The 24,088-nt window shown below is 63.9% G+C and carries 26 protein-coding genes; 9 read left to right on the top strand and 17 right to left on the bottom strand.

The genetic code is table 11. The features are described from left to right. Positions 1-37: 37 nt before the first annotated feature. Entirely contained in the window at positions 38-511 is a 474-nt protein-coding gene (locus tag AC2FNJ_RS05205) for a MarR family winged helix-turn-helix transcriptional regulator (protein WP_496763002.1), read from the bottom strand. A gap of 234 nt (positions 512-745) precedes the next feature. Here AC2FNJ_RS05205 and AC2FNJ_RS05200 point away from each other — a divergent pair, with 234 nt between their 5' ends. Continuing rightward, on the top strand, positions 746-1,552 hold the full coding sequence (locus AC2FNJ_RS05200) for a sigma-70 family RNA polymerase sigma factor (protein ID WP_496763000.1): 807 nt from the start codon (positions 746-748) through the stop codon (positions 1,550-1,552). 208 nt (positions 1,553-1,760) lie between these two features. Here the strand turns inward: AC2FNJ_RS05200 and AC2FNJ_RS05195 are convergent, their stop codons facing one another. Both AC2FNJ_RS05195 and AC2FNJ_RS05190 read right to left on the bottom strand, forming a co-directional pair. Continuing rightward, a complete protein-coding gene (locus AC2FNJ_RS05195) occupies positions 1,761-2,162 on the bottom strand; it encodes a type II toxin-antitoxin system VapC family toxin (RefSeq protein ID WP_496762999.1) in 402 nt (133 codons plus the stop codon). Next, on the bottom strand, positions 2,163-2,405 hold the full coding sequence (locus AC2FNJ_RS05190) for a type II toxin-antitoxin system Phd/YefM family antitoxin (RefSeq protein ID WP_496762998.1): 243 nt from the start codon (positions 2,403-2,405) through the stop codon (positions 2,163-2,165). It abuts the gene before it with no gap. 59 nt (positions 2,406-2,464) lie between these two features. On the opposite strand from AC2FNJ_RS05190, the gene AC2FNJ_RS05185 reads away from it, so the two are divergent. Then, on the top strand, positions 2,465-3,517 hold the full coding sequence (locus AC2FNJ_RS05185) for a tyrosine-type recombinase/integrase (RefSeq protein ID WP_496762996.1): 1,053 nt from the start codon (positions 2,465-2,467) through the stop codon (positions 3,515-3,517). A gap of 61 nt (positions 3,518-3,578) precedes the next feature. On the opposite strand, the gene AC2FNJ_RS05180 is transcribed toward AC2FNJ_RS05185, so the two are convergent. Both AC2FNJ_RS05180 and AC2FNJ_RS05175 read right to left on the bottom strand, forming a co-directional pair. Beyond that, positions 3,579-4,667, bottom strand: coding sequence for a ParB/RepB/Spo0J family partition protein (locus tag AC2FNJ_RS05180; RefSeq protein ID WP_496762994.1), 1,089 nt, complete (start codon positions 4,665-4,667; stop codon positions 3,579-3,581). Then, entirely contained in the window at positions 4,664-5,971 is a 1,308-nt protein-coding gene (locus AC2FNJ_RS05175) for an AAA family ATPase (protein WP_496762993.1), read from the bottom strand. Before AC2FNJ_RS05175 ends, AC2FNJ_RS05180 begins: the two co-directional genes overlap by 4 nt. Positions 5,972-6,439: 468 nt before the next feature. Here AC2FNJ_RS05175 and AC2FNJ_RS05170 point away from each other — a divergent pair, with 468 nt between their 5' ends. After that, positions 6,440-7,126 carry a DnaA N-terminal domain-containing protein gene (locus AC2FNJ_RS05170; RefSeq protein WP_496762991.1) on the top strand — a complete coding sequence of 229 codons (687 nt, stop codon included), beginning with the start codon at positions 6,440-6,442 and terminating at the stop codon, positions 7,124-7,126. 175 nt (positions 7,127-7,301) lie between these two features. Here the strand turns inward: AC2FNJ_RS05170 and AC2FNJ_RS05165 are convergent, their stop codons facing one another. Further along, entirely contained in the window at positions 7,302-8,168 is an 867-nt protein-coding gene (locus AC2FNJ_RS05165; RefSeq protein ID WP_496762990.1) for a MurR/RpiR family transcriptional regulator, read from the bottom strand. A 183-nt stretch (positions 8,169-8,351) separates the two neighbouring features. Between AC2FNJ_RS05165 and AC2FNJ_RS05160 the strand changes: the two genes are divergently transcribed. Genes AC2FNJ_RS05160 through AC2FNJ_RS05145 form a run of 4 tightly spaced genes read left to right on the top strand, consistent with a single transcriptional unit; the run spans position 8,352 to position 12,162 of the window. Next, positions 8,352-8,870, top strand: coding sequence for a TRAP transporter small permease subunit (locus AC2FNJ_RS05160; RefSeq protein WP_496762989.1), 519 nt, complete (start codon positions 8,352-8,354; stop codon positions 8,868-8,870). Continuing rightward, positions 8,870-10,375 carry a TRAP transporter large permease gene (locus tag AC2FNJ_RS05155; protein WP_496762987.1) on the top strand — a complete coding sequence of 502 codons (1,506 nt, stop codon included), beginning with the start codon at positions 8,870-8,872 and terminating at the stop codon, positions 10,373-10,375. The genes AC2FNJ_RS05160 and AC2FNJ_RS05155 overlap by 1 nt, the downstream gene beginning before the upstream one ends. After that, positions 10,365-11,099 carry a DUF4336 domain-containing protein gene (locus AC2FNJ_RS05150; RefSeq protein ID WP_496762986.1) on the top strand — a complete coding sequence of 245 codons (735 nt, stop codon included), beginning with the start codon at positions 10,365-10,367 and terminating at the stop codon, positions 11,097-11,099. The genes AC2FNJ_RS05155 and AC2FNJ_RS05150 overlap by 11 nt, the downstream gene beginning before the upstream one ends. 31 nt (positions 11,100-11,130) lie before the next feature. Continuing rightward, positions 11,131-12,162, top strand: a complete 1,032-nt coding sequence (locus AC2FNJ_RS05145; protein WP_496762984.1) for a TRAP transporter substrate-binding protein — start codon at positions 11,131-11,133, stop codon at positions 12,160-12,162. 45 nt (positions 12,163-12,207) lie between these two features. Here AC2FNJ_RS05145 and AC2FNJ_RS05140 read toward each other — a convergent pair whose 3' ends face one another. The 6 genes from AC2FNJ_RS05140 to ugpB all read right to left on the bottom strand — a co-directional run bounded on the left by AC2FNJ_RS05140 (position 12,208) and on the right by ugpB (position 18,227). Beyond that, positions 12,208-13,092: an HAD-IIA family hydrolase gene (locus AC2FNJ_RS05140; RefSeq protein ID WP_496762982.1), complete on the bottom strand. Its 885-nt coding sequence runs from the start codon at positions 13,090-13,092 to the stop codon at positions 12,208-12,210. Between the two features lie 2 nt (positions 13,093-13,094). Further along, positions 13,095-14,066 (bottom strand): glycerophosphodiester phosphodiesterase family protein, encoded by a 972-nt coding sequence (locus tag AC2FNJ_RS05135; protein WP_496762980.1) that lies wholly within the window; start codon positions 14,064-14,066, stop codon positions 13,095-13,097. After that, positions 14,063-15,112 carry a sn-glycerol-3-phosphate import ATP-binding protein UgpC gene (locus AC2FNJ_RS05130; protein ID WP_496762978.1) on the bottom strand — a complete coding sequence of 350 codons (1,050 nt, stop codon included), beginning with the start codon at positions 15,110-15,112 and terminating at the stop codon, positions 14,063-14,065. Before AC2FNJ_RS05130 ends, AC2FNJ_RS05135 begins: the two co-directional genes overlap by 4 nt. 10 nt (positions 15,113-15,122) lie before the next feature. Further along, entirely contained in the window at positions 15,123-15,974 is an 852-nt protein-coding gene (gene ugpE, locus AC2FNJ_RS05125; protein WP_496762976.1) for a sn-glycerol-3-phosphate ABC transporter permease UgpE, read from the bottom strand. Further along, positions 15,974-16,855, bottom strand: coding sequence for a sn-glycerol-3-phosphate ABC transporter permease UgpA (gene ugpA, locus AC2FNJ_RS05120; protein WP_496762974.1), 882 nt, complete (start codon positions 16,853-16,855; stop codon positions 15,974-15,976). Before ugpA ends, ugpE begins: the two co-directional genes overlap by 1 nt. A 70-nt stretch (positions 16,856-16,925) precedes the next feature. Then, positions 16,926-18,227 (bottom strand): sn-glycerol-3-phosphate ABC transporter substrate-binding protein UgpB, encoded by a 1,302-nt coding sequence (gene ugpB, locus AC2FNJ_RS05115; RefSeq protein WP_496762972.1) that lies wholly within the window; start codon positions 18,225-18,227, stop codon positions 16,926-16,928. Between the two features lie 133 nt (positions 18,228-18,360). On the opposite strand from ugpB, the gene AC2FNJ_RS05110 reads away from it, so the two are divergent. Then, positions 18,361-19,260 (top strand): LysR substrate-binding domain-containing protein, encoded by a 900-nt coding sequence (locus AC2FNJ_RS05110; RefSeq protein WP_496762970.1) that lies wholly within the window; start codon positions 18,361-18,363, stop codon positions 19,258-19,260. A gap of 23 nt (positions 19,261-19,283) precedes the next feature. Here AC2FNJ_RS05110 and AC2FNJ_RS05105 read toward each other — a convergent pair whose 3' ends face one another. From AC2FNJ_RS05105 to pobA, 5 genes are read right to left on the bottom strand one after another with little or no spacing between them, the layout of a single operon-like run. Then, positions 19,284-20,114: a 3-oxoadipate:acetyl-CoA acetyltransferase gene (locus tag AC2FNJ_RS05105; RefSeq protein WP_496762969.1), complete on the bottom strand. Its 831-nt coding sequence runs from the start codon at positions 20,112-20,114 to the stop codon at positions 19,284-19,286. Positions 20,115-20,125: 11 nt separating this feature from the next. Further along, positions 20,126-20,746 (bottom strand): protocatechuate 3,4-dioxygenase subunit alpha, encoded by a 621-nt coding sequence (gene pcaG / locus AC2FNJ_RS05100; protein ID WP_496762968.1) that lies wholly within the window; start codon positions 20,744-20,746, stop codon positions 20,126-20,128. Beyond that, positions 20,746-21,474: a protocatechuate 3,4-dioxygenase subunit beta gene (gene pcaH / locus AC2FNJ_RS05095; protein ID WP_496762967.1), complete on the bottom strand. Its 729-nt coding sequence runs from the start codon at positions 21,472-21,474 to the stop codon at positions 20,746-20,748. Before pcaH ends, pcaG begins: the two co-directional genes overlap by 1 nt. A 41-nt stretch (positions 21,475-21,515) precedes the next feature. Further along, on the bottom strand, positions 21,516-21,893 hold the full coding sequence (gene pcaC, locus AC2FNJ_RS05090; protein ID WP_496762965.1) for a 4-carboxymuconolactone decarboxylase: 378 nt from the start codon (positions 21,891-21,893) through the stop codon (positions 21,516-21,518). 22 nt (positions 21,894-21,915) lie between these two features. Continuing rightward, positions 21,916-23,085, bottom strand: coding sequence for a 4-hydroxybenzoate 3-monooxygenase (gene pobA, locus AC2FNJ_RS05085; RefSeq protein ID WP_496762963.1), 1,170 nt, complete (start codon positions 23,083-23,085; stop codon positions 21,916-21,918). Positions 23,086-23,175: 90 nt separating this feature from the next. On the opposite strand from pobA, the gene pcaQ reads away from it, so the two are divergent. After that, positions 23,176-24,087, top strand: a complete 912-nt coding sequence (gene pcaQ / locus AC2FNJ_RS05080) for a pca operon transcription factor PcaQ (protein ID WP_496762962.1) — start codon at positions 23,176-23,178, stop codon at positions 24,085-24,087. The last annotated feature ends 1 nt before the right edge of the window (position 24,088 follow it).

Here is a 24,088-nt window from a genome sequence, read left to right as displayed (position 1 = left end):
GTTTCCGGCTTCCCTGCCCTTTTGCGCCGCCCCATACTCAGCCATGGCCTTTGTAGCTTGCACAAAGCTGTTCGGTCTCTTCGGCCAAAAGTTCCGCGGCCATGCACGCACAATAGCCTTTGTCGCCCGCAGGCGTAAAATGCGTACAGTCGCGGCAGGTTCCGAAAGTGGGCGCCCCGCGAAGGTCCGAAAGCGACGAGGACAGCCGGGACAGTATCGAAAGAAATTCCTGTTGTTCGTTGGCGCCGAGACCTTCCAGCACACCGATCAAATCCCGCAGTGGGTCATTTTCCAACGCGGCGCGACCGGTTTCCGAAAGATCAAAATAGACGCTGCGTCTGTCCACGGACGACTTGTTTCGAACGATCAGCCCCCGGGCCTCCAACGATTTGATGACCTGCGACGCCGTTCCCCGCGTCGTGGCATGAAAGCTCGCGAAGGCCGACGGAGTTCGAGTGCTGCGGTTGGACCGCGACAAGAACCTCAGACAGGTCCATTGCGCCGCGGTCATCTCGGAGCCTGCGTCGTCGGTTCGGCAAGCTCGCCCAAGATGGATTAGCAACTCCGCGATGCGGTCTGTGGGAGCAGGTTCGGGTGACATGCGCGGAAAGTATCGAACCGAAATTACTTTGACAAGGAAACTGCATCTAGTTTAGTTTCGATTCGAAATCACCAAGGCCCTGCGGAAATGAACAGACCCGTACGAAACTGGGGCTCCAGAAGCCGTGGCAAGCCGAAAGGCGATATGCTGACGCCGAAAGAAGAACGGCGCCTCATCCGGGCGTGGCAGCAACATGGCGATCATGATGCGCGCGAGAAACTGATCACGGCCTTTGCACCGTTGGCTGCGGCGATGGCAAAACGATCTGCGCCCGGTGATCAGGAAATGGAACGCGACCTGCTGCAACAGGCCAATATCGGCCTCATGAAAGCAGCCGACCGCTTTGATCCCGGTCGCGGGTTTCGCTTCGCGACCTACGCTGCCTGGTGGGTGCGCGCCGAGATCCAGGATTTCAAACTCGCCAACAGATCCGTCGTGCGGCGTCCCAACTCCCCGGAAATCCGCAAGGTGGCCTTCAATCTTGCGCGCGCCGAGTCGCGGGTCTCCGCGCTGCAAGATCTCACGAAACCCGAGGCCGACGCCCGCGTGGCCAAGTTGCTGTCGGTCAGCATTCCTCGGTTGAACGAGGTGCGCATGCAGATCTCCGGTGCAGATGCATCGCTCAATGCATCGGTTTTCGACGACGAGGGGGAGGACCGGCTGTTCGCGCTGGTTGATCCATCCAGCACCGGACTCCCGGAAGGTGTGTCCGATCTGGATACGAAAAAGCTCCGCGGCGTATTGGTCGACGCGCTTCTGGACCTGCCTGACCGGGAACGCGCGATCATTCTGGCCACCCAACTCGCCGATCCCCCCTGCACGCTTGCGGTGCTGAGCGACCGCTACGGCGTTTCCAAGGAACGCGTGCGACAACTGCGGGAACGCGGATTCGAGAGATTGCGAGACTCGTTGCGACAACGGAACCTGGCGTTCGACAGTTTCGCGCCTTAAAACCGTTGGCTTTCGCACCACATAATGCTAATATTTTTTGCGTTTTGCGCACTACATAAGAAATCCTGTTTCCCGTCGATTACTACCGATAATGTTCCATTATCACTTTCGTTGACTTCCGCCACCTCAAACCACAAGATAGGTCACGAAACCGAAACTGGCCGGCCGGAGGCCCCTGCCCTTGCCCCGCATTCAGGATCTCACGTGTTCAGAACGGGTTTTCGATCGCAACGCCCGTGGGCACGAAATCGCTTTCATTGCCGGTGACGACCGTCGCCCCGTGGCGCAGGGCCGTCGCGGCGATCATCAGGTCGGCGCCGGAATGCCCCAACTCGGCGCTCAGTCGGCCCCAGAGCCGCGCTTCTTCCGCGCCAAAGCTCAGGATCCGGTCGGCAAAGACCAGCGACGTGCGGTCCAGCCAAAGGCGCAGATCGCGCGCAAAGCGCGGGTCACGCCGTTGCTGCAACCGGATTCCGCGTTCGATCTCACCCAGGGTGATCGCGCTGAGAAACAGGGTGTGTTCGGGTTTGGTCCGCAGCCATGCCGCCACCTGCGGCGCCCGGTCCGGCCGGCGGATGGCCGAGATCACGTTCGTGTCGATGATGTACATTCAGAACTCGACATCCCGCGGCTGTGCCTCGGCCCGGTCCACGTCACCGCCCGGAAAGGCCAGCAGGTGGTCGGCAAAACTCTCCCGCGCCTCGACCGCACCTTGCAGCAGCCGCTGATAGTCATCCGCCGACAGCACGACCACGGCCGGCTTGCCACGGCGCGTGACCTCCTGTGGCGTTCCCGCCAGCGCCGCGTCCACCACGGCCGAGAACTTGTTCTTGGCGTCCTGAAGGGTCCACATGGTTTTGTCCTTCCACTCTCATCTAGCTATATAGCTAGCCAGCGGGTTACAATCAAGACATGAGCCGCGAACCCCACCTCCCCGTACCGCCGCCCGCCCTTTCCCCGGCCGATCAGGAGGCTCTTACCGATCTCTATGTGCGCGGCACGCCCGAGAACACTCTGCGCGCCTATGAACGCGATCTGCTCTACCTCACCGCCTGGAAGCGTGCGCGGTTCGATGCCGACCTGGCCTGGCCCGAATCCGAAGAGGTGGCCGTCGCCTTTCTGCTGGATCATGCACGCGACCTGGTGGACGTTCCCGAAACCGACCGTGCGGTAGAGGCGGCTTCGACCCTGATCGCCCTGGGACTCCGGAAGACACTCGCCTGCCCCGCCCCCGCCACGCTCGACCGGCGCGTCGCCTCGTGGCGCGCCTTTCACCGGATGAAGAACCTGGACAGCCCCTTCGACGCACCCTTCGTCAAACAGGCCCGCGCCAAGGCGCGCCGCGCCGCCGCGCGGCCACCGGCCCCGAAATCCGCGCACCCGATCACGCGCAACATTCTCGAAGCCATGCTGGATACCTGCCATGGCTCGCGCCGCGACTGCCGAGACCGGGCGATCCTGATGCTGGGCTGGGCTTCGGGCGGGCGCCGCCGGTCCGAAATCTCCGGCCTGATGCGCGAGGACGTGTCGCTTAAGGAATTCGAAAAGCGCGGCATCGCGTGGCTGACCCTGGTCGAGACCAAGACAACCGCCAAGGGCGAAACCCCGCGGCTGGTGCTCAAGGGCCGCGCGGCCCAGGCGCTGGTGCATTGGATCGAGGTCGGCAAGATCGAAAGCGGCCCCCTCTTCCGTCCCATTTCCAAGGCCGACCGGGTGCTTAAGCGCCGCCTTACGGCCGATGCGATCTATCAGATCGTCAAGCGCCGGCTCAGACTGGCCGGGCTGCCGGACGGATTCGCCAGCCCGCACGGGCTGCGCTCGGGCTTTCTGACTCAGGCCGCGCTCGACGGTGCGCCGATTCAGGCGGCGATGCGCCTGTCCCTGCACCGGTCGCTGGCGCAGGCGCAGCGTTACTATGACGATGTGGAAATCACCGACAATCCGGCCACCGACCTGCTGGGATGAAAAAGGCGCCGGTGTGGCCCGGCGCCTCTTGTCCTGCAATCTTACCCGTGGGTAAGACCGGCTAGTCCCGCTGAAGCTTGTCGATCAGATCCGCGACCGCCTGTTCCAGATCGCCGCGATCCACCCGCGTGAAGTCCAGGTCGTACCGCAACTCGATCCGTCCGTTCGACGCGGCACATTTGGCGATCCCGTTGCGGCCGGTGACCTGAAACGTCGTCTTGGCCCGCCGCGTCTTGGCCGGTCGCTCCGGCACGGGCCTGGCCGGCCGCCCTGCCCCGTCTTCCAGGAACCCGCGCAGGATCTCGGTTTCGCGCGCGCCGTCGCGCTCCGGCTCTGCCATCAGCGCCGTGCTGACCCGCCGGATCAGCCCCGGATCCGCGTCCAATCTGCGTTTGAGCTCCACGCCCACATTGCGTGGAATGTCGTTGGGATGGGCCAGAACCTTGTCCAGCATCGCCAACAGGCTGGCAAAGGCGCGGATGTAGCTGCGCTTGGTATAGCTGGCGGATTTGAACAAGACCGCCACCGCCTTGTCCACATCCGGGCATTCGTTGGCCGGGTCCAGGGCATAGGCTCGCGCCAGCGCCCCCATTTCGGCAAAGGAGATGTCCTTGCGGATCAGGTTCTCATCGACCATGCGGCGATAGCTGTCGTTCAGCCCGGCCTCCGCGACGATGCCTGCCGGTATGGCGGAAAAGGCGGCATCGCCGGTTTCCTCATGCAGCGCCCGATAGGCCGAAAGCCGGCGCATGCCTTGGATCAGCTCGTACCGGCCATCCGCACGGCGCTCGACGCGGATCGGGTTTGACAGGCCGATCTCCTGGATCGAGGCCTTGAGCTCTTCCAGCTCCGGGTCGGGACCGGGCTTGCGGTCGCGCGTCAGCTTTTCGGCCACGATGTCGTCGAGTGCAATGCGCTCGACGATCAGGCCCTCCTTGCGCAGCCGCACCAGCTCATGCGCCAGCCGGTCATTTTCCGCCCGGATCGTCTCCTCTGTCGATTGCCGGTCGCGCAGCGCCTCGGCGTTCTCCGCGATCGCGGCCGCCATGGGCCCGCGGCGCTTGTCCAGCACATGATCGGGAACCTTGCCGACCGGGATGTCCTCGATGGCGGGCATGTCGATTTCGAACATGCGGCGTTTGCGGCTCATGACTCATCCTCCAGCTTGTCCCAGGCCGAGAGCATGACCCCCCGGAATTCACGATACGCGTTGTCAAAGGTCGACCGCGCGCGCCGCCATGTCTCGCGAGTCATGTCGCGATAGTCCATCTCGTAGACCGAGCTCAGAAAGCGGCCGGATTGCTCGACCGCACGGGTCATCTCGACCGGGTGATCGGCGACGTGTTCGCCGAACACCTTCTTGAACGCCTCGAACATCGCCTGATGCAAGGCGTTGCCCGGTTCGTACCGGGTGAGGACAAAGCGCATCTCGCAGAAGGTCTTGGGCAGGCCGATCTTACCCGTGGGTAAGGTCTTGTCGAAACCATAGGCCAGATCCTCGAGCGCCTCCGCCAACTGGCCGATGAACGAGGTGGTCGAATCGTACTCCCAATATCCCGGCCCGGACGGGATATAGAGCATGTCGGCGGCAAAGACCGCGTTCATCGACTGATACCCGATCGCGGGCGGGCAGTCGAAAAGGATCAGATCATAGGCATCGTCGGGGATTTGATCGAGATACCGCGACACCGCCGCGAAGAAGGACCATTCCGGATTCAGATGCCGGTACTGGGCCGAGGCGAACTCGACAAAGGCCGCATTGGCGCAGGAGGGGATCGCATCGATGGTGGACCACGAGGTCTTCTTGATGAAATCCGCCACCCGCAGATCGCCAAGCCCCATGTCGGTGATCGACGGCGGCAACTCGCGGCGGGGCAGGGCGGTGCCGGACTCGGCCGCGGCAGGACGGCTGTTCATCCGTTCGGTCTCGCGGATCAGGTCGCGGGCCATGATGCCCCAGACCGTGAAGTCCTCGGCCACATCCGTCAGGCCCATGGAATGGCTCAGCGTCGCCTGCGGGTCGAAATCGACCACCAGCACACGGTAGCCATCCAGCGCCGCCGCATGCGCCAGGTGCAGCGCCACGGTGGACTTGCCGGCACCGCCCTTGAAATTCGCCACCGCGGCGCGGACCGCCCGCTTGCCGGCGGGACGCGGGGGCATCAGCGACCGCCCCTTGACCTTCAACCGCCGGCGCAGTTCGTTCACCTCTTCCAGCGAGAACCACCGCTGGCGACCGTCCGGCTCCACTTCGCCGCCGGGCAGGGTCGGATCGGCGGCCAGCTTGCCGCGAAAGGTGGACTGATTGACCTGGAAGATCAGCTCGCTCACCTCCCAGCTGGAGAACCGGCGCAGAGTCTTCTCCAGCTCCGGACTGAAGGTCTGCTGCCGGATCCAGCCCTGCAGCTTGAGCGACTGATTGCGCAATGCGTTCAAGGTTTCGTGCGTGTACATGCCTCGGGTCTCGTTGGTATTGGACGCTATTTTCCTGTGCTTCGACATTTACGCTTGATTTGCGTTTTTGGCAAAAGAAAATATCATGACGATGTCAGCTTACCCACGGGTAAGAATACAAGGCGTTTCCGGGGTCAGCCGATTCGCGGGCCTGGGCCGACGGCCGGATCGATTCGGGAATGGCACCACACCAGATTTGGGGGGACACACTCACAGCCCCCGCCGGATTTGGGGGGACATCAGCGCCAGATAGGGGGACATCCTGACTGTCCCCCTTCACCATAAAGTTCACCGAATCTTTTTCTTTTGGGCTGAAATCCGGTCGCCTTTCGGCCCGCCTCGACCTTTCCCTTGACAGAATCGCCGCTTTGGACGCTAATCATGCCAATCCCCGGAAAAGCGTTGGAAAACGGCGCAGACCGGCCGGGCAACGACCCGATCGAGGCAGACAGAGCGGTGAGGACGAGGATGCAGATTGCAAAGCCGGTCGGGCGCAACGCGCCGACCCTGAAATATGACATGCTCTCTGCCTTGGGCGTCTTCGCGCTGTCCGGCGACAAGCACCGCCAGCGACTCGTCCTGCGCCTCCTTGCCCTGATCACCACCCGCTACAACTGGCGCAACAACGAACTCTCCATCGGACGCGCGGAAATCGCCCGTCTCTGGTCGGTCGAGGAACGCACCGTCAAGCGCGAGATGGCCCGGCTGCGGACGATGGGCTGGATCGTGGTGAAACGGCCCGGAGCACGGGGCCGGGTGACGGTCTACGAGTTGGATCTCAAACAGATGATGCTGGACACTGTCGATGTCTGGCCCCTGATCGGGCCGGATTTCGAGGCGCGGATGGGGCAGGGGCCCGCGCCGGACCCGGCCGGCAACGTCGTGCCGTTCCAGACCAGGAGCCTGCCGCCCGCGCCGGACGGGGATGATGTATGGGGCCAGGTCCAGGCGGCGCTGCATGGGCGTGATCCCGAACTCTGGGCCAGCTGGTTTCAGCATCTCCGCGAACTGGACAGGGCAGGGGGCGTTGCCACGCTGCTGGCGCCCTCGCGGTTCATGGCCGACTACATCGCTCAGAAGTGGACCGGTCGCCTGCTGGCCGCCTATGGCCGGGCCGATCCTTCGGTCAGGTCGGTGCGCATCGAAAGCCCCTGACGGCATTTGATGGATTGGCAATCGTTTGTTGAGGGACGCTGTCCCTCAAACTCCCTGGGGTATTTGAAACCAGAAAGAAGCCCGCCTCGAGTCCGGCTTCTTTCTGGTCCGAAATACCCCGGGGTGAATTGCCCGAAGGGCAAGAGGGGCAGCGCCCCTGAAGACCGGGCCACCGCTATCCGCGAAACAGGCGCGTCGAAGACAGCATCCCCTCAAGCTCTTCGATTCGCGCCTTGCTGTCATCCCAGCGGGCGTCCTGAACCTGGGCGATCAGCGCCTCGGAGATCAGCTGAAGCGCGATGGTCGAGTCCCAGCTCGACGGCGCCTCGACCAGCCCGTGAAAGGTGTGATCCGCGCAACGCCCGATCGGGGAGCCCCATTGGTCGGTGAACAGGATGACGGTGGCGCCGCGCTCGGCGGCGATCTGGGCGAGTTTTTCCAGGTGCGACTCGTAGCGGCGGATGTCGAAGACGACCAGCACCGAGGTTCGGTCCATGTCCAGCAGGTATTGAGGCCAGACATTGGCGGAATTGGCCAGCATCGTCACGTTCGGCCGGATGATCTGCATGTGGTTGAACAGGTAATCCGCGTTGGAGCGGGTGATGCGGCCGCCGACCACGTAAAGCGGGCGGGCGGTGTCGGCCAGCAGCCGCGCCACCGCGTCGAACATCTGCGTGTCGATCCGGTCAAGCGTGTGGCGCATGTTGGTCCAGACCGCCTGGGCGAAGCGGGTGAGGGGATGCTCGGCGGCGTCGTCCACCACCCAGGCGTCGCGTTTCGAGATGGGTTTCTTGATCTGGGCGGCGACCTCGTCGCGCAGCGCCTCCTGCAGGGCCGGAAACCCGTCGAAGCCCAGCTTGCGCGCCATGCGGATGACGGTGGGGGTCGAGACCCGCGCCGCCGCGGCCAGCCTGGTGATCGATTGCAGGCCGGCGACCGGATAGTCCTGCAGCAGGACCGAAGCGAGCTGACGTTCGGACCGCGTCAGGCCGTCCATCCCGTCCTGCAGCATCTGTTTGACAAGCTTGGTCGTTGGAGTCACGGGCGCCTACGGTTCTAGCTTTTTCTACAGAGTATGGATTGATGTAATCATGTCTACAGAAAGTTTGTTGACAAGCGGGGGTCCGCGGCACCCAATATGAAACAAGGGCGCGAGTCAGGCGGGCCGCGCGGACCAACGAACCGACCCCGCGCGAGGGCCGGTCAGAACGACAGGGAAACGGGCATGAACCTGATGCGGAGATACATCTCGGTCATCGACCGGATGAACCGCTGGATCGGCCGGGTGGTGATGTACGGCATCTTCGTGATGATGGGCATCCTGCTGTGGTCGTCGATTTCCAAGACCTTCTTTCTGCCGTCGCTGTGGACGCTGGAAGTCGCGCAATTCGCGATGGTGGCCTACTATATTCTGGGCGGGCCGTATTCGATCCAGATGGGGTCGAACGTGCGGATGGACCTGCTTTACGGCGAGTGGTCCAGCCGCCGGCGGGCGTGGACCGATGCCTTTACGGTGTTCTTTCTGATCTTCTATCTGGGCGTTCTGATCTATGGCGGCTGGGATTCGCTGAGCTATTCGCTGCAATATGGCGAACGCAGCCCGACCGCGTGGCGGCCTTATCTGTGGCCGATCAAGGTGATCATGCTGGTGGGTCTGTTCCTGATGCTGCTGCAGGCGGTGTCGGAACTGTGCAAGGACATTCTGCGGATTCGCGGGGATGACATCCCGCGGGAGGCGATCTGATGTCCCATGACCTGATCGCCATCGTGATGTTCTCCACGATGATGTTGATGCTGCTGACCGGGCAGCGCGTTTTCGGTGCGATCGGGTTCGTGGCGGTGGTGGCGGCGCTGCTGCTGTGGGGTGATCGGGGCGGATACGACATCGGTTTTGCCGCCGCGATGAAGCTGATGAAGTGGTATCCGCTGCTGACGCTGCCGATGTTCATCTTCATGGGCTATGTGCTGTCCGAGTCCAAGATCGCCGACGACCTCTACCGGATGTTTCACGTCTGGATGGGCGGCCTCAACGGCGGATTGGCCGTAGGCACCATCGGGCTGATGGTGCTGATCTCGGCAATGAACGGGCTGAGCGTCGCCGGAATGGCCATCGGAGCCACCATCGCGCTGCCCGAGTTGCTGCGGCGCGGCTACGACAAGCGGATGGTGACGGGTGTCATTCAGGCCGGATCGTCGCTGGGCATCCTCGTGCCGCCTTCGGTGGTGCTGGTGCTTTACGCCATGATCGCGCGGCAGCCGGTGGGGCAGCTGTGGCTGGCCGGCGTGATCCCGGGGTTGATGATGGCGGCGATGTTCATCCTCTACATCGCGCTGCGCTGCAAGCTGAATCCGGCGCTTGGTCGTGCGATGGAGCGGGAGAGCCTGGCGGAATACGAGAAGGTCTCGGATCATCCCCTGAGGCTGAACTATGTTGTCTTGCTGGGGCTGGTTCTGTTGCCGGCGCTGCTGGCCTTTGGGGTTCTGACCGCGAAGGCCGCGCTTGGCGTCGGCGCGGTGGTCGGGGCGCTGTCCTTTCTGCTGCGGCGCAACCCGGCCTTCTACAAGGACGTGTTCCTTAAGGAAAAGCACCGGCTGCTGTTCGCGGGTGTCCTGCCGCTGGCGATCTTTGCGGCGATGATGGTTCCCTTCGTGAACGGCTGGACCTCGCTGGTGGAAAGCTCGGCCATCGGGGCGATGACCGCGTTCATCGCGGCGGTTCTCAAGGGACGGATGACGCGCGCGGTGTTCGAGACCTCGGTGCGGTCCACCCTGGGCATCTCCTGCATGTTCATGTGGATCATCCTGGCCGCTCTGGCCTTTGGCGCGGTGTTCGACGGGCTGGGCGCCGTGCGCGCCATCGAGAACCTGTTCACCGAGCGCCTGGGGCTGAACCCGTGGATGATCCTGATCCTGATGCAGCTGAGCTTCATCCTGATGGGGACGTTTCTGGACGACACCGCGATGCTGGTGATCGTGGCGCCGCTCTACGTGCCGCTGGTCGATGCGCTGGGTTTCGATCTGATCTGGTATGGTGTGCTGTATACGATCACCACGCAGATTGCCTATATGACACCGCCCTTCGGCTACAACCTGTTCCTGATGCGGGCCATGGCCCCGCCCGAAATCACGCTGCGCGACATCTACAGCTCGATCCTGCCCTTCGTGCTGGTCATGGCGCTGGCGCTGGCGATCATCATGAGCTTTCCGCAGATCGCCCTGTGGCTGCCGGAGTATGTCTATGGCAACTGACGCACTTCTCCAGCCGCTGGGCCCGGACATCTGGTTGGCGGACGGGCCCGAGATCGGGTTCTACGGCATCCCGTTTCCGACCCGGATGACCGTGGTGCGCCTGAAGAACGGCGACCTGTTCCTGCATTCCCCGGTTCAGCATTCCGCAGCATTGGAGTCGGAATTGCGCGCTTTGGGGAGAATCCGTCATCTGGTTTCGCCGAACTGGATCCATTATGCCTATATCCAGGGCTGGGCGGATGCGGTGGACGGCACCATCGCCTGGGCGTCGCCCGGCGTGCGCGCGCGCGCGACCAAGAAGGGCGTGCAGGTGCGGTTCGACCGCGACCTGCAGGAGGCGCCCGATGCCGCTTGGGCCGGCGAGATCGATCAGATCATCGTGCAGGGCAGCCCGGTGCATCGCGAGGTCGTGTTCTTTCACCGGGCCTCGCAGGTTCTGATCCTGACCGACCTGATCGAGAACATGCGCAGCGAACGGATGCCGTTCTGGCTGCGCCCGCTGGCCCGGTTGGGCGGGATCGTGGCGCCCGACGGGCGGATGCCGCTGGATATGTGGCTGTCCTTTGCGGGCCGGCGCCAGCAGTTGGCGCGGGCGCTGGGACGGATGCTCGACTGGCAGCCAAAGACCGTCGTGCTGGCGCATGGCGACATCCTGCGTGAGAATGTACCGCAAAGGCTCCGCGAAGGGTTCCGGAACCTCGCCCCGATCGGGCGGGGACAGTGAAGAAGACCAACAGAGAGAGGGAGAACGACCAATGACGACAAGACGCAAGTTTCTGAAGGGCGCGGCGGCGGCCCCGGCGGCGACGCTGGCGGCCCCGGCGCTGGCGCAATCGACGATCACATGGCGGATGCAGACCTATGCGGGTCCGGCGCTGGCCGAGCATGTGGTGGTGCCCGCCATCGACATGTTCAACAAGATGGCCGGGGACCGGATGCAGATCGAACTGTTCTTTGCCGATCAGCTGGTGCCGACGGGCGAACTGTTCCGCGCGATGCAGCGCGGCACCATCGACGCGGTGCAGTCGGATGACGACTCGATGGCCTCGCCGACCGAAGTGACGGTGTTCGGAGGCTATTTCCCCTTCGCCTCGCGCTACAGCCTGGACGTGCCGGTGCTGTTCAACCAGTACGGTCTGAACGAGATCTGGGATGCGGAGTACTCCAAGGTCGGCGTCAAGCACATCAGCGCAGGCGCCTGGGATCCCTGCCATTTCGCCACCAAGGATCCGATCAACTCGCTGAAGGATCTGGAAGGCAAGCGCGTCTTCACCTTCCCGACCGCGGGCCGGTTCCTGAGCCAGTTCGGCGTGGTGCCGGTGACGCTGCCATGGGAGGATATCGAGGTCGCGGTGCAGACGGGTGAGCTGGACGGCATCGCCTGGTCGGGCATCACCGAGGACTACACGGTGGGCTGGGCCGACGTGACCAACTATTTCCTGACCAACAACATCTCGGGAGCGTGGATCGGGCATTTCTTCGCCAACAACGACCGCTGGAACGAGCTGCCCGAAGACCTGCAGCTGCTGTTCCGCGTCTGCTGCGAGCAGTCGCACTACTACCGCCAGTGGTGGTATTGGGGCGGCGAGGCGGCGCTGCGGGTGAACGGCACCAAGATGCAGCTGACTTCGATCCCGGACGAAGAATGGGCGCAGGTCGAAGCCGCCGCCGTCGCCTTCTGGGACGAGATCGCCGCCGAGTCCGAGACCAAGGCCAAGGTGGTCGAGATCTTCAAGCAGTACAATGCCGACATGCTGAAGGCCGGCCGGCCCTATCGCTACGGCTGATCGGCGTGCCCCCGATCCCGTGCGGGTTCGGGGGTTTTTCGGGTCTCAGATACGCGGCAGCTGCCAGTCGGCGTGGATGCCGCAGGCTTGACTGAACCGGCGGGCGTCTGCGCCCGCGAACAGGCCGTCCTGGGTGACAAGCACGGTCTTCCAGCCCTGCGCGGCGGCGCCCAGGATATCGGTGTGGGGCGAGTCCCCGCACATCACGATCCGATCGGGGCGGATGCCGGGCAAGGTGCGGGCGACATGGGCGTAGACATCCGGATAGGGCTTGCCGAAGAACCGGGTGTCGGCATGGCCCAGATCGACCAGCCGATGCCCGAAATATCCGGGCTCCAGCGTCAGGCGGTCGCCGCGCGGAGCCACCAGATCGGCATTTGCGATGACCAGCGGGCGCGGGTGCGCCTGCAAGGCGCGTTCCAGCAGAGACTGACGGGCCTCGCTCCAGTCGGCGGTGGACAGAAACACGAACCCCTCCGCCCGGTCATAGGCGGCGCGCCGGTCCCCGAGGCGCAGGGCAGGGGCCGGGAAATCCGCCAGAGGGTCGTCTTCGGCGGCGATGACGCCCCAGAGGCGCGCGTCGAGATGGGCAAAGATGGCATCGCGGCTGGTCACGATCTCATCGTCCCGCAGGTCGAACCCCAAAGCCCGGAACTTGCGGACGCTGTGGGCCTTGTCATGGCTGGCGGCGTTGGACAGGACACGGATGGCGTGCCCCTGCCGCCGCAGCTGGTCCAGGCGCTGCGCCGCGCCGGGGATCGGCGTTTCGCCGAGGTTGAGCACGCCGAAGGCGTCAAACACAAAGGCGTCGGCCCGGTCCCCGAGATCGAGCAGCGAGGCAATCGCGACGGTCGGGCCGTGCGCCCGGTTCTCGGGCAGGCGCGGGCGGAGGGATTCGTAGCGGTCCAGAACGGCCTGAACGGTCTGCATGGTCAGGCAGGACCGGCGGGCAACGGCGTTTCATTCCAGCGATAGCCGCGCGCCAGCAGGCAGCGTTGCACCCGTCCCGGATAGTCGGTGACGATGCCATCCACGCGCAGGTCGATCATGCGTTCGATATCGTCGCGGTCGTTCACGGTCCAGACCGCGACGCACAGCCCGAGTTCGCGGGCGCGGGCAAGGGACGCGGCGGTGATGTCGGGATAGCGCGGGCACCAGAACTGACCGCCCGACCGGTGCACCAGGTCGGGGAGCGCCGCGCCCGCCCCGGCGATGTCCGGGTCGATCTTGCGGGCCGCATCCTCGCCGGTATCGTCCTGGGTTTCGGGCATCTGGGACAGGTACGAGGTGGGCATCTCGGGCGCCTGCCGGCGGCATTCGTCCAGCAGCCCCCAGTCGAAGCTGTGCAGGATGGTCCGGTCGCTCATCTCGGCGCGGCGCACATCCGTGACGATGGCCGCAACCACCTCCTGCCGCGCGCCGGCGTTGCCGAGCTCCGGGTCCGACTTGATTTCGAGCATCAGGTGCACGTCCCGGTTTTCGGGCTGGCTGGCCAGAGCCAGCAGATCGGCCAAGCGCGGAATGCGCTGGCCGAACAGGAAGGCCTGATCCGGGAACCGCTGGCCATAGGCGCTGCGCCCGTCCAGCCCACCCACGTCATAGCGGGACAGCTCGGCATAGCTGAGGGCGGAAATCCGTGCGCCGTCGCGCGCCAGCCAGTTGCCCGCCGCATCGCGGGTAAGAGCGGCGGTCAGATGGTGGTTGTGGTGAATGACCGGGAGTCCGTCGCGGGTGATCGCCACGTCAAACTCCAGCAGCCGCACCCCGGTGGACAGCGCGAATTCGAACCCGGCCAGCGTGTTTTCGGGCAGGATGCCGCGCGCGCCCCGGTGCCCGATGACCCGGATGGTCCGCGCATCGCCGGAGAAGGCCCGGATCTGCGGGAAATCCGCCACGACGCTCACAACCGCTTCTCGGTTTCGGGGTCGAAAAGATGCACCAGCCCCGGATCGACCGAGAATCGGCGCGTCGTTCCCGCCTCGCCCGGCGCGTGGCCCGGAACACTGGCGACGATTTCCTGACTGCTGCCCTGAAGGCGGCCGTGCAACAGGGTGTTGGCCCCGAGCTGTTCCAGCAGATCGACCTCGATCGCGATCGGGCCTTCCGCATCCGGAATCAGATGCTCGGGCCGCACGCCGAGGATCGCGGCGCCCGTGTGCGGGTGGCCGGTGTCGAGCGTCTGCCCGTTGGGCAGGGTGGCCCGGCCGGCTTCGGTCTGCACAGGAATGAAATTCATCGCCGGGCTGCCGATGAACCCCGCGACAAAGACCGACGCGGGCCGGTCGTAAAGTTCGATGGGCGTTCCGAACTGTTCGACATAACCGCCGTTGAGAACCATGAGCCGGTCGCCCAGCGTCATCGCCTCGACCTGATCGTGGGTCACATAGATCGAGGTGACGCCCAGGCGCTGTTGCAGCTTGCGGATCTCCAGCCGCATCTGCACCCGCAGCTTGGCGTCGAGGTTCGACAGCGGCTCGTCGAACAGGAACACCTGCGGGTCGCGCACGATGGCGCGGCCCATGGCAACGCGCTGGCGCTGCCCACCCGAAAGCTGGCGCGGCTTGCGGTCGAGATAGGGGCGGATTTCAAGGATGTCGGCAACTTCTTCGACGCGGCGGTCGATCTCGGCCCGCGGCAGTCTGCGGATTCTGAGGCCGTAGGAAATGTTGTCGCGCACGGACATATGCGGATAGAGCGCATAGTTCTGGAATACCATGGCGATGTCGCGCTGCGCCGGTTCCAGCTCGTTCACGCGTCGGTCGCCGATGCGGATTTCGCCCGAGGTGACGGTTTCCAGCCCCGCGATCATCCGCAACAGCGTGGACTTGCCGCAGCCCGAAGGGCCGACGATCACGATCAGCTCTCCATCGGCGATCTCGCCGTCGATATGATGCAGCACCTGGGTGGGGCCGTAGGATTTGGTGAGATCCCGGAGGTGGATTTCTGCCATGTCGGGCGCCTTACTTGTCGGTTTCCGTCAAGCCCTGAACAAAGAGCTTTTGCATTGCGATGACGACGAAGATCGGCGGTACCATCGCCAGCATCGCCGTCATCATGATGATGTTCCATTGCGGGGTCTGCTCGGCGGCTTCGAGCATCTGCTTGATCGACATCACGATGGTGGTCATCGAGGTGTCGGTGGTGATCAGGAGCGGCCAGAGATACTGGTTCCAGCCATAGATGAACAGGATCACGAACAGCGCCGCGATGTTGGTGCGCGACATCGGCAGCAGGATGTCCCAGAAGAACCGCATCGGCCCGGCCCCGTCCACCCGGGCGCTTTCCAACAGCTCGTCCGGCACCGTCAGAAACACCTGCCGGAACATGAAGGTGGCGGTGGCCGAGGCGATCAGCGGGATCGACAGGCCCCAGTAGCTGTTGAGCATCCCAAGATTGGCCACGACCTCGAAGGTGGGCAGGATGCGCACCTCGACCGGCAGCATCAGGGTGATGAAGATCAGCCAGAAACTGAGCATCCGGAACGGGAACTTGAAATAGACGATGGCAAAGGCCGACAGGAGCGAGATCGCGATCTTGCCGATCGCGATCATCAGCGCCATGGCGAGGCTGTTGAGCAGCATCAGCCAGACCGGGGCGATTTCGGTGCCGCGCAGACCGGCGCCGAACAGCGTCTGTTTCAGGTTTTCCCACAGGTAGCCGCCTGGCAGGAGGGGCAGGGGAGCCTGGCTCATGCGCAGCTCGTCATGGGTGGCGGCGACAAAGGTGATCCAGACCGGCAGCGCGATGGCTGCAACGCCCAGGATCAGCACCAGATGGGTGAGGATGTCGGTCAGCGGGCGGTTCTCGATCATCAGTATTCCACCTTTCGCTCGACATAGCGGAACTGGATCACCGTCATGGCGATGACGAGGATCATCAGGATGACCGACTGCGCCGCCGACCCGCCGAGGTCGAGGCCGACGAACCCGTCATTGTACACCTTGTAGACCAGGATCGTCGTGGCCGAGCCCGGCCCGCCCTGGGTCACCGCATGGATGATCCCGAAAGTGTCGAAGAAGGCATAGACCATGTTGATCACCAGTAGAAAGAAGGTGGTCGGCGAGATCAGCGGAAAGACGATGGTCCAGAACCGGCGGGCAGGACCGGCGCCGTCGATGGCCGCGGCCTCGATCACGCTGTTGGGGATCGACTGCATCGCGGCGAGGTAGAACAGAAAGTTGTAGGCGACCTGTTTCCAGGCTGCAGCGAGAATGACCAGCAGCATGGCCTGCCCGCCGTTCAGATAGTGGTTCCACTCGATGCCGAGGAATTCCAGGAAATAGGGAAAGATGCCGAGCGTGGGGTTGAACATGAACACCCACAGCGCGCCGGCCAGCACCGGGGCGACCGCATAGGGCCAGATCAGCATTGTGCGGTAGAAGAGCGCGCCGCGCAGAACCCGCTGCGCGAAGCCCGCGAGCAGCAGCGCAAAGACCATCGACAGTGCCGCCACGGCGAACGAGAAATAGGCCGTCCGCCAGAAGGTCGCGACATAGCTCGGGTCGGTCCACAGAATCTCGTAATTCTCCAGCCAGACGAATTCGGTGCCGAGGCCAAAGGCGTCCTCGATCAGGAACGACTGGTACAGCGCCTGGCTGGCGGGCCAGATGAAGAAGACGAAGGTGATGATGAGCTGCGGCGCCACCAGCAGATAGGGCAGGGGCGAGGTCGGGAAATGCACGCGTTTCAGCATGACGGGCTCCGGACTGCATCAGGCCCCGCGGCTGCAAGGAACCGCGGGGCCGTGGGTCGTTGCGTCGGGATCAGTTGATCGAACGCTCGAACTTGCGCAACAGGTCGTTGCCGCGCTCGACCGCCGCGTTCAGCGCCTCGGTCGCGGTCTTGTTGCCGGCCCAGATCTCTTCCATCTCTTCGTTGATCACGTCGCGGACCTGAACGAAGTTGCCGAACCGCAGGCCACGGCTGTTCGGGGTCGGCGTGTTCAGGCTGAGCTGCTTGATGGCGGTGTCGGTGCCGGGGTTCTCGTCATAGAACCCTTGCTCCTTGGACAGCTCGTAGGCGGCGGTGGTGATCGGAACATAGCCGGTTTCCTGGTGCCACCATGCCTGCACCTCGGGGGAGGAGAGATAGGTCATGAACTTGGCCACGCCCTTGTACTCCTCGTCTTCGCGGCCGCTCAGCACCCACAGGGTCGCGCCGCCGATGATCGAGTTCTGCGGAGCATCGGCAATCGTGGTGTCCAGCGGCAGCATCGTCTGGCCGAATTCGAACTCGGCCTGCGACTTCATCGAGCCGTAATAGGCCGAGGAGTTCAGCCACATGCCGCATTCGCCATTGGTGAACATCGGCAGGCTGTCGCCGCGCCGGCCGCCATAGACGAACAGGTTGCCGTCGGACATGGCCGCAACGTCATCGAGGCGGGCGGCCACCTTGTCGTTGTTGAAGGTGAATTCGGTGCCGAAGCCGCCAAAGCCGTTCTCTTCGGTGCCGAGCGGCAGGTTGTGCCAGGCCGAGAAATTCTCGATCATCACCCAGGACTGCCAGCCAAACGAGAAGCCGCATTTCATGCCGTTGTCCACCAGCTTCTGCGCGGCGTCCCTGACTTCGGCCCAGGTGGTCGGAACCGCGGCGCCGGCGGCGTCCAGCGCGTCCTTGTTGTACCACAGAACCGGGGTCGAGCTGTTGAAGGGCATCGACAGCAGCTCGCCTTCGGGGGTTTCGTAGTAGGAAACGACCGCGGGCAGGAAGGCGTCGCCGTCAAACGGCTCGCCCATGTCGTTCATGAGCTGCTCGACCGGATAGATCGCGCCCTTGGCGGCCATCATCGTGGCGGTGCCGACCTCGAACACCTGCACGATGGCGGGATGCTCCTTGGCGCGGAAGGCCGCGATCGCGGCGGTCATGGTTTCGGTATAGTTGCCCTTGTAGACGGGCACGATCTTGTAATCGCCCTGCGTGGCGTTGAAATCCTCGGCGATCTTGTTGACCCGCTCGCCATTGGTGCCGCCCATGGCGTGCCACCATTGAATCTCGGTCTGGGCGAATGCGGCCGTGGCCATGGTCGCCACGATCGATGATGCAAGAAATGTGGATTTGACAGACATCTGTTACCTCCCGGTGCGTTGGTGCGAGTCAGAAAATGAGCAACTGCGAAAATAATGCAAGCAAAAGTTTTTTGACAAAGAACATAACAAAATATTATGGAACTGAGAAAACCGGGCAGATGCGGGCAATGGGATGAAGTTCAAACTGCGGCAACTCGAGGCGTTTCAGGCCGTCGCGCAAACCGGGTCGATGACGCGGGCGGCGGAACTGCTGGATATTTCACAGCCCGCGGTCAGCCGTTTGTTGTCGGATTTTTCCAAGACCGTCGCAGTGGAGCTGTTCGTGCGCGAGGGCGGGCGGCTGGTGCCGACAAGCGAGGCGCGATACCTGCTGTCCGAGGTCGGGCGCATCTTCGACAGCCTGCGCCATCTGGAGGATCTGAACCGCGACCTGTCCGAACGTACCGCCGGCCACATTCGGATCGCCTGCCTGCCCGGCTTTGCCACCAACCATCTGCCCAAGGTTCTGGCCGCGTTTCTCGAAGAGCGGCCGGGTGTGACGGTGACGCTCGAGCCGGACCGGCCCGAGCGCATTCTGGAGTGGATCGTGGGCGAGCAATACGATTGCGGGATCACCGACGGCTTTACCGGGCATCCCACCGTGGAAAGCGAAGACATCAACATCCGAACCGTCTGTGTCCTGCCGAAAGACCACCCGCTGACCCGGCTGGCGGTGATCAGTCCGCTGGATCTGCAGGACGAAAAGATCATCCACACCCGGCGCGACAGCGCCTTTTTCGGGCATCTGACCAAGGCGTTCTCGGATTACGGCGCGCTGATCAATTCCTGGATCGAAGTGCGGCAGTTCACCACCGCCTGCATGATCGTCGGGCAGGGGCAGGGGGTGTCGGTGGTCAGCGCGCTGGACGCCGAGCCGTTCCGGGGTCAGGGGCTGGAGATCCGCGAGTTCGAACCGCGCATCCCGCACCGCCTGTCGATCCTGAAGCCGATCGCGGGCACGCGATCGCTGCTGGCGCTGGACTTTCTCGACGAGTTCGTTGAAAGCCTGCAGCCCTTCGTCGATCCGGGCTGAGGTCGTCCGATGCCTCGTGCCGGTCAGTGCGGCCGCAGCCCGAGGATCTCCCGCGCCTGCTGCCAGGTCGCAACGGGGCGTTCGTATTTCTCGCAGAGCTCCGCGGCGCGGCGTACGAGCGCGGCGTTGGAAGGCGCCAGCGTGTCCCGATCCAGCCGCACGTTGTCTTCCAGCCCGGTGCGGGTGTGTCCACCGGCGGCGATGGCCCATTCGTTGACGGCGATCTGGTTGGCGCCGATGCCCGCGGCGCACCATTCGGCCTCGGGCGCACGGGTCTTCATGATCTGCACGTAGAAATCGAACACGTCGCGGTCCGCCGGCATGGCGTTCTTGACCCCCATGACGAACTGGACATACAGCCTGCCGTACAATGCTCCCTGTCCGTGCAGGCGGATGGCCTGCAGGATGTGGCTGAGGTCGAACGCCTCGATTTCCGGGGTGATCTCGTATCGGCGCATTTCGCCGGCCAGCCAGTCCACCAGCTCGGGCGGGTTCTCGTAGACGCGGGTCGGGAAGTTGTTCGAACCCACCGAGAGCGAGGCCATGTCCGGCCTCAGCGGCAGCATCCCGCCGCGCGCCTGCCCCGCGCCCGACCGGCCGCCGGTCGAGAACTGGACGATCATGCCGGGGCAGTGCCTTTCCAGCCCTTCCTTGAGCCGGGCGAATTTCTCGGGGTCGCTGGTGGGGGTCTGGTCGTCGTTGCGGACGTGGCAATGGGCGATCGAAGCGCCGGCCTCGAACGCCTCATGCGTGCTTTCGATCTGTTCCGCGACCGAGATCGGAACCGCCGGGTTGTTTTCCTTGGTGGGCACCGATCCCGTGATGGCGACGCAGATGATGCAGGGTCTGGACATGGTGGCCTCGGTCAGATGTCGAAGAACACGGTCTCATTATCACCCTGAAGCCGGATGTCGAAGCGGTAGACGACCTGCCCCTCGCGCTCGCCGCGCTGCGCGATTAGGGTCTGCCGACGGTTCTCCCATTCGATCAGGTTGATCACCGGATCGGCGGCGTTGGCGTCGGCCTCGTCGCTGAAATAGAGGCGCGTGTTCAGGCCCACATTGATGCCGCGCGCCACGATCCAGAGATTGATATGCGGGGCCATGAGGGTGCCGGAGCGGCCGGGAACCGGACCCGGCTTGATCGTGTCGAACCCCCATTCGCCGGTCTCGAAATCGGTGATGACGCGGCCCCAGCCGCGAAACCCGTCCTCGACCTGACCGGCGTTTTCGGGATGGGCGTAGACACCCCGGGCATTGGCCTGCCACGCCTCGAGCATCACGTCCTTGACCGGGCTGCCGGTGCCGTCGATCACGAGGCCCTCGACGCGGATCCGTTCACCTGCCGCATTGGGGCCGGCGATGTCCCATCCAAGCTCCTGAACGTAAATGTCAAATCCCGCCGCTCCGGGGGCGAGCCCGATATGGACGTAAGGTCCGGCGGTCTGGGACGGGGTTTCCTTGAGGTAGTTCAGTTCCTGCGGCATCAGTTCCCCTCCAGACGGTTTTCGAACAGGGTCGAGCGGCGCCCGCGCAGCACCACGTCGAACTTGTACGCGATGGTGTCGAGCGGAATCGTGGCGTTCAGGTCCAGCGGCGCCACCAGCCGGTCGCGCGCCTCTGGATCGGGGATCGTGTTGACGATGGGGCACTTGCCGATCAGCGGGTCGCCCTCGAAATAGCACTGGGTGATGAGCCGCTGCGCAAAAGCGGTGCCGAAGACCGACATATGGATATGGGCGGGCCGCCAGTTGTTGACCCAGTTGCGCCACGGATAGGCGCCGGGCTTGACGGTGCGGAAGTAGTAATAGCCGTTCTCGTCGGTCAGGGTCCGTCCGCAGCCGCCGAAGTTCGGGTCGATCGGGGCGAGATAGGTGTCCTTCTTGTGCCGGTACCGTCCGCCGGCATTGGCCTGCCAGATCTCGACCAGCGTGTTCGGCACCGGGCGCGCGTTTTCGTCCAGGACGCGGCCGTGCAGGATGATCCGCTCGCCGATGGGGCTTTCGCCGGGCCGGGCATAATTCGACAGCAGATCCTTGTCGATCGGGTCGATGTCGTCATGGCCAAAGACCGGCCCGGTGATCTCGCTCAGCGAGTTCTGCAGGCTGATCAGCGACAGCCGGGGCGACCGCGCCACGGATGTCTTGTAGTCGGGCGAACAGGCGGGCGGGTGCCATTCACGGTCACGTTGGTAGAATTCGCCGGGTTCCAGCATGTCGGCATTCTCCTGTCTTGGCGGGTCGCGGGTGTTCCGGGTCAGCCCCGGTCCATTTCGGCATAGGTTTCCTTGGCCAGTTTCAGCGCCTGGTTGGCGCGCGGCACACCGGCATAGATGGCGACATGCTGAAACGCCTCCAGAACGTCGCGCCTGCTGGCGCCGGTGCGGGCGGTGGCGCGGATATGCATGGGGATTTCCTCGAAATTCCCCAGCGCCGCCAGCAACGCCAGGGTCAGCATCGAGCGTTCGCGGTCGCTGATCCCGTCGCTGGCCCAGACAGTGCCCCAGGCCCCTTCGACGATCAGGGACTGGAACGGCGCGTCGAGGTCGGTCTTGGCGGCCTCGGCACGGTCCACATGGGCATCGCCCAGCACCCTGCGGCGGACCTGCATTCCCCGTTCGAAACGGTCGGACATGGATTTCTCCCTCGGTTGCGGTCTAGTAGGGCAGACCGACATAGTTCTGGGCAAGCACAGATTGCGCCTCGCGGTTCTCGCGCAGGAATTCCAGATCGGCCCGCTGCATCTTGAGGTCGAATTCGGACTGATGCGGGAAGCGGTGCAGCAGGTTGGTCATCCACCAACTGAACCGCTCGGCCTTCCAGATCCGCGCCAGCGCCCTTTCGGAATAGCGGTCGATGCCCTCGGTCTCGCCGGTCTCGTAGAACTGGACCAGCGCGTGATAGAGATAGTGGATGTCGCTGGCCGCCGTGTTCAGCCCCTTGGCCCCGGTGGGCGGCACGATATGGGCCGCATCGCCGCACAGGAACAACCGGCCCCAGCGCATCGGCTCGGTCACGAACGAGCGCAGCGGCGCGATGGACTTTTCGATGGAAGGCCCGGTCACCAGCTGGTCGGCAACGTCGGCGGGAATGCGGCGCTTGAACTCGGTCCAGAACGCCGTGTCGGTCCAGTCCTCGGGGCTGTCGCTGAGCGAACACTGGATGTAGTAGCGGCTCAGATTGGCGTTGCGCATGGAACAGAGGGCAAAGCCGCGGTCGGAACTGGCATAGATCAGTTCGTCGTTGACCGGCGGGGTTTCGGACAGGACACCGAGCCAGCCGAACGGGTAGAGCTTTTCGTATTCCCGGCGGATGGTCAGCGGGATGGTCTGGCGGCTGACGCCGTGGAAACCGTCACAGCCCGCGACGTAATCGCAGTCGATCCGATGCCCGGTCCCATCGACATCGTAGGTCACGTATGGGGCATCGCCGTCGGCGTCGTGGATTTCAACGTGATCGGCGTTGAAGACGACGTTGCCGCCCATCGCCTCGCGGGCATCGTAGAGGTCGCGGGTCACTTCGGTCTGGCCGTAGACGACGACATGGCTGCCGGTCAGTTCCTCGAAGTCGATGGCGAACCGCTCGTCGCCATAGGAGATCTCGATGCCCTTGTGGATGAAGCATTCATCCTCCATCCGCTTGGCCACACCCGCCTCGTGCATCAGCCTGACGAACCCGACCTCGAGAACGCCGGCCCGGATGCGGCCGAGCACATAGTCGCGGGTCTTGCGTTCGAGAACGACCGTGTCGATGCCCTTGCGGTGCAGCAACTGGCTGAGGAGCAGGCCCGAAGGGCCGCCGCCGATGATGGCCACCTGTGTTCGCATGATGGATCCTCCCAAACGCATTCTGGATGGTTGAAATGGAGAAGTAAAATGAGATAATCGGTACTATAATTACCAAAAACGATAACCAAGATGATCGACCGTCGTATCAAACTCCGCCAGATCCAGTGTTTCGTGGAAATCGCGCGGGAACGGAGCCTCAAGCGGGCGGCGGAAAAGCTGTTCCTGACCCAACCGGCGATCTCCAAGACCCTCAAGGAACTCGAAGAGATCACCGGTGCGACCCTCATGACGCGCAGCCGGTCCGGGGTCTCGTTGACCCGCGAGGGCCAGGTCTTTCTGCATTTCGCGCAGATGTCGCTGGCCAGCCTTCAGCAAGGGTTCGACGGGGTCGAGCGGGAAGGGCGGCGCAAACGCGAGCGGCTGACGGTCGGGGCCCTGCCCAGCGTGGCGGCCTGGCTGATGCCGAAGGTGGTGCACGAGCTATCGCGACTGGCGCCCGAAGCCATTCTGCGGATCGTGGATGGGCCGCACGGCTATCTGATGGACCGGCTGCGGCTGGGCGAACTGGATCTGGTCATCGGGCGGCTCGGCCCGCCGGAGACGATGCAGGGCATTTCGTTCATGCAGCTCTACAACGAGCAGGTGGTGTTCGTCGTGCGCCCGGATCATCCGATCCTTGCCGAGCCGGATCTTCGCCGCATCGTCGCATGGCCGGTGATCTATCCGCCCGAAGGGGCAGCGATCCGGCCGCTGGTCGAGCGGTTCCTGATCGCAAACGGCATCGGCGAGATTCCGAACCGTCTGGAAACCGTGTCGGGGGCCTTCGGTCGGGTGTTCGTGCGCCAGTCCGACGCGATCTGGATCATTTCCAACGGTGTCGTTGCCAACGAACTTTCCGATGGCCGGCTGGTCCGGCTGCCGTTTGATACGGCCATCACCCAGGGGCCGGTGGGTTTGATGACGCGGCCCGAGGCGGCGGCGACGCCGCTGCGGGACGTATTCGGGATCGCGGTGCGCAACGTGCTGGAAGCAAAGGATTGAC

Source organism: Ruegeria sp. BHSB196 (assembly GCF_059613135.1).
Note: the sequence above shows the minus strand (reverse complement) of the source record. Positions and strands in the feature narration are given on the sequence as shown.

Coding starts and splice junctions, on each gene's coding strand:
- ugpE (WP_496762976.1), bottom strand. CDS start 15,974: ATGATCGAGAACCGCCCGCTGACCGACATCCTCACCCATCTGGTGCTG.
- AC2FNJ_RS05175 (WP_496762993.1), bottom strand. CDS start 5,971: ATGTACACGCACGAAACCTTGAACGCATTGCGCAATCAGTCGCTCAAG.
- AC2FNJ_RS05170 (WP_496762991.1), top strand. CDS start 6,440: ATGCAGATTGCAAAGCCGGTCGGGCGCAACGCGCCGACCCTGAAATAT.
- AC2FNJ_RS05140 (WP_496762982.1), bottom strand. CDS start 13,092: ATGCAGACCGTTCAGGCCGTTCTGGACCGCTACGAATCCCTCCGCCCG.
- AC2FNJ_RS05160 (WP_496762989.1), top strand. CDS start 8,352: ATGAACCTGATGCGGAGATACATCTCGGTCATCGACCGGATGAACCGC.
- AC2FNJ_RS05105 (WP_496762969.1), bottom strand. CDS start 20,114: ATGTCCAGACCCTGCATCATCTGCGTCGCCATCACGGGATCGGTGCCC.
- AC2FNJ_RS05110 (WP_496762970.1), top strand. CDS start 18,361: ATGAAGTTCAAACTGCGGCAACTCGAGGCGTTTCAGGCCGTCGCGCAA.
- ugpA (WP_496762974.1), bottom strand. CDS start 16,855: ATGCTGAAACGCGTGCATTTCCCGACCTCGCCCCTGCCCTATCTGCTG.
- AC2FNJ_RS05200 (WP_496763000.1), top strand. CDS start 746: ATGCTGACGCCGAAAGAAGAACGGCGCCTCATCCGGGCGTGGCAGCAA.
- pcaG (WP_496762968.1), bottom strand. CDS start 20,746: ATGCCGCAGGAACTGAACTACCTCAAGGAAACCCCGTCCCAGACCGCC.
- AC2FNJ_RS05130 (WP_496762978.1), bottom strand. CDS start 15,112: ATGGCAGAAATCCACCTCCGGGATCTCACCAAATCCTACGGCCCCACC.
- AC2FNJ_RS05195 (WP_496762999.1), bottom strand. CDS start 2,162: ATGTACATCATCGACACGAACGTGATCTCGGCCATCCGCCGGCCGGAC.
- pcaC (WP_496762965.1), bottom strand. CDS start 21,893: ATGTCCGACCGTTTCGAACGGGGAATGCAGGTCCGCCGCAGGGTGCTG.
- AC2FNJ_RS05145 (WP_496762984.1), top strand. CDS start 11,131: ATGACGACAAGACGCAAGTTTCTGAAGGGCGCGGCGGCGGCCCCGGCG.
- ugpB (WP_496762972.1), bottom strand. CDS start 18,227: ATGTCTGTCAAATCCACATTTCTTGCATCATCGATCGTGGCGACCATG.
- AC2FNJ_RS05205 (WP_496763002.1), bottom strand. CDS start 511: ATGACCGCGGCGCAATGGACCTGTCTGAGGTTCTTGTCGCGGTCCAAC.
- AC2FNJ_RS05190 (WP_496762998.1), bottom strand. CDS start 2,405: ATGTGGACCCTTCAGGACGCCAAGAACAAGTTCTCGGCCGTGGTGGAC.
- pcaH (WP_496762967.1), bottom strand. CDS start 21,474: ATGCTGGAACCCGGCGAATTCTACCAACGTGACCGTGAATGGCACCCG.
- AC2FNJ_RS05185 (WP_496762996.1), top strand. CDS start 2,465: ATGAGCCGCGAACCCCACCTCCCCGTACCGCCGCCCGCCCTTTCCCCG.
- AC2FNJ_RS05150 (WP_496762986.1), top strand. CDS start 10,365: ATGGCAACTGACGCACTTCTCCAGCCGCTGGGCCCGGACATCTGGTTG.
- pobA (WP_496762963.1), bottom strand. CDS start 23,085: ATGCGAACACAGGTGGCCATCATCGGCGGCGGCCCTTCGGGCCTGCTC.
- AC2FNJ_RS05155 (WP_496762987.1), top strand. CDS start 8,870: ATGTCCCATGACCTGATCGCCATCGTGATGTTCTCCACGATGATGTTG.
- pcaQ (WP_496762962.1), top strand. CDS start 23,176: ATGATCGACCGTCGTATCAAACTCCGCCAGATCCAGTGTTTCGTGGAA.
- AC2FNJ_RS05180 (WP_496762994.1), bottom strand. CDS start 4,667: ATGAGCCGCAAACGCCGCATGTTCGAAATCGACATGCCCGCCATCGAG.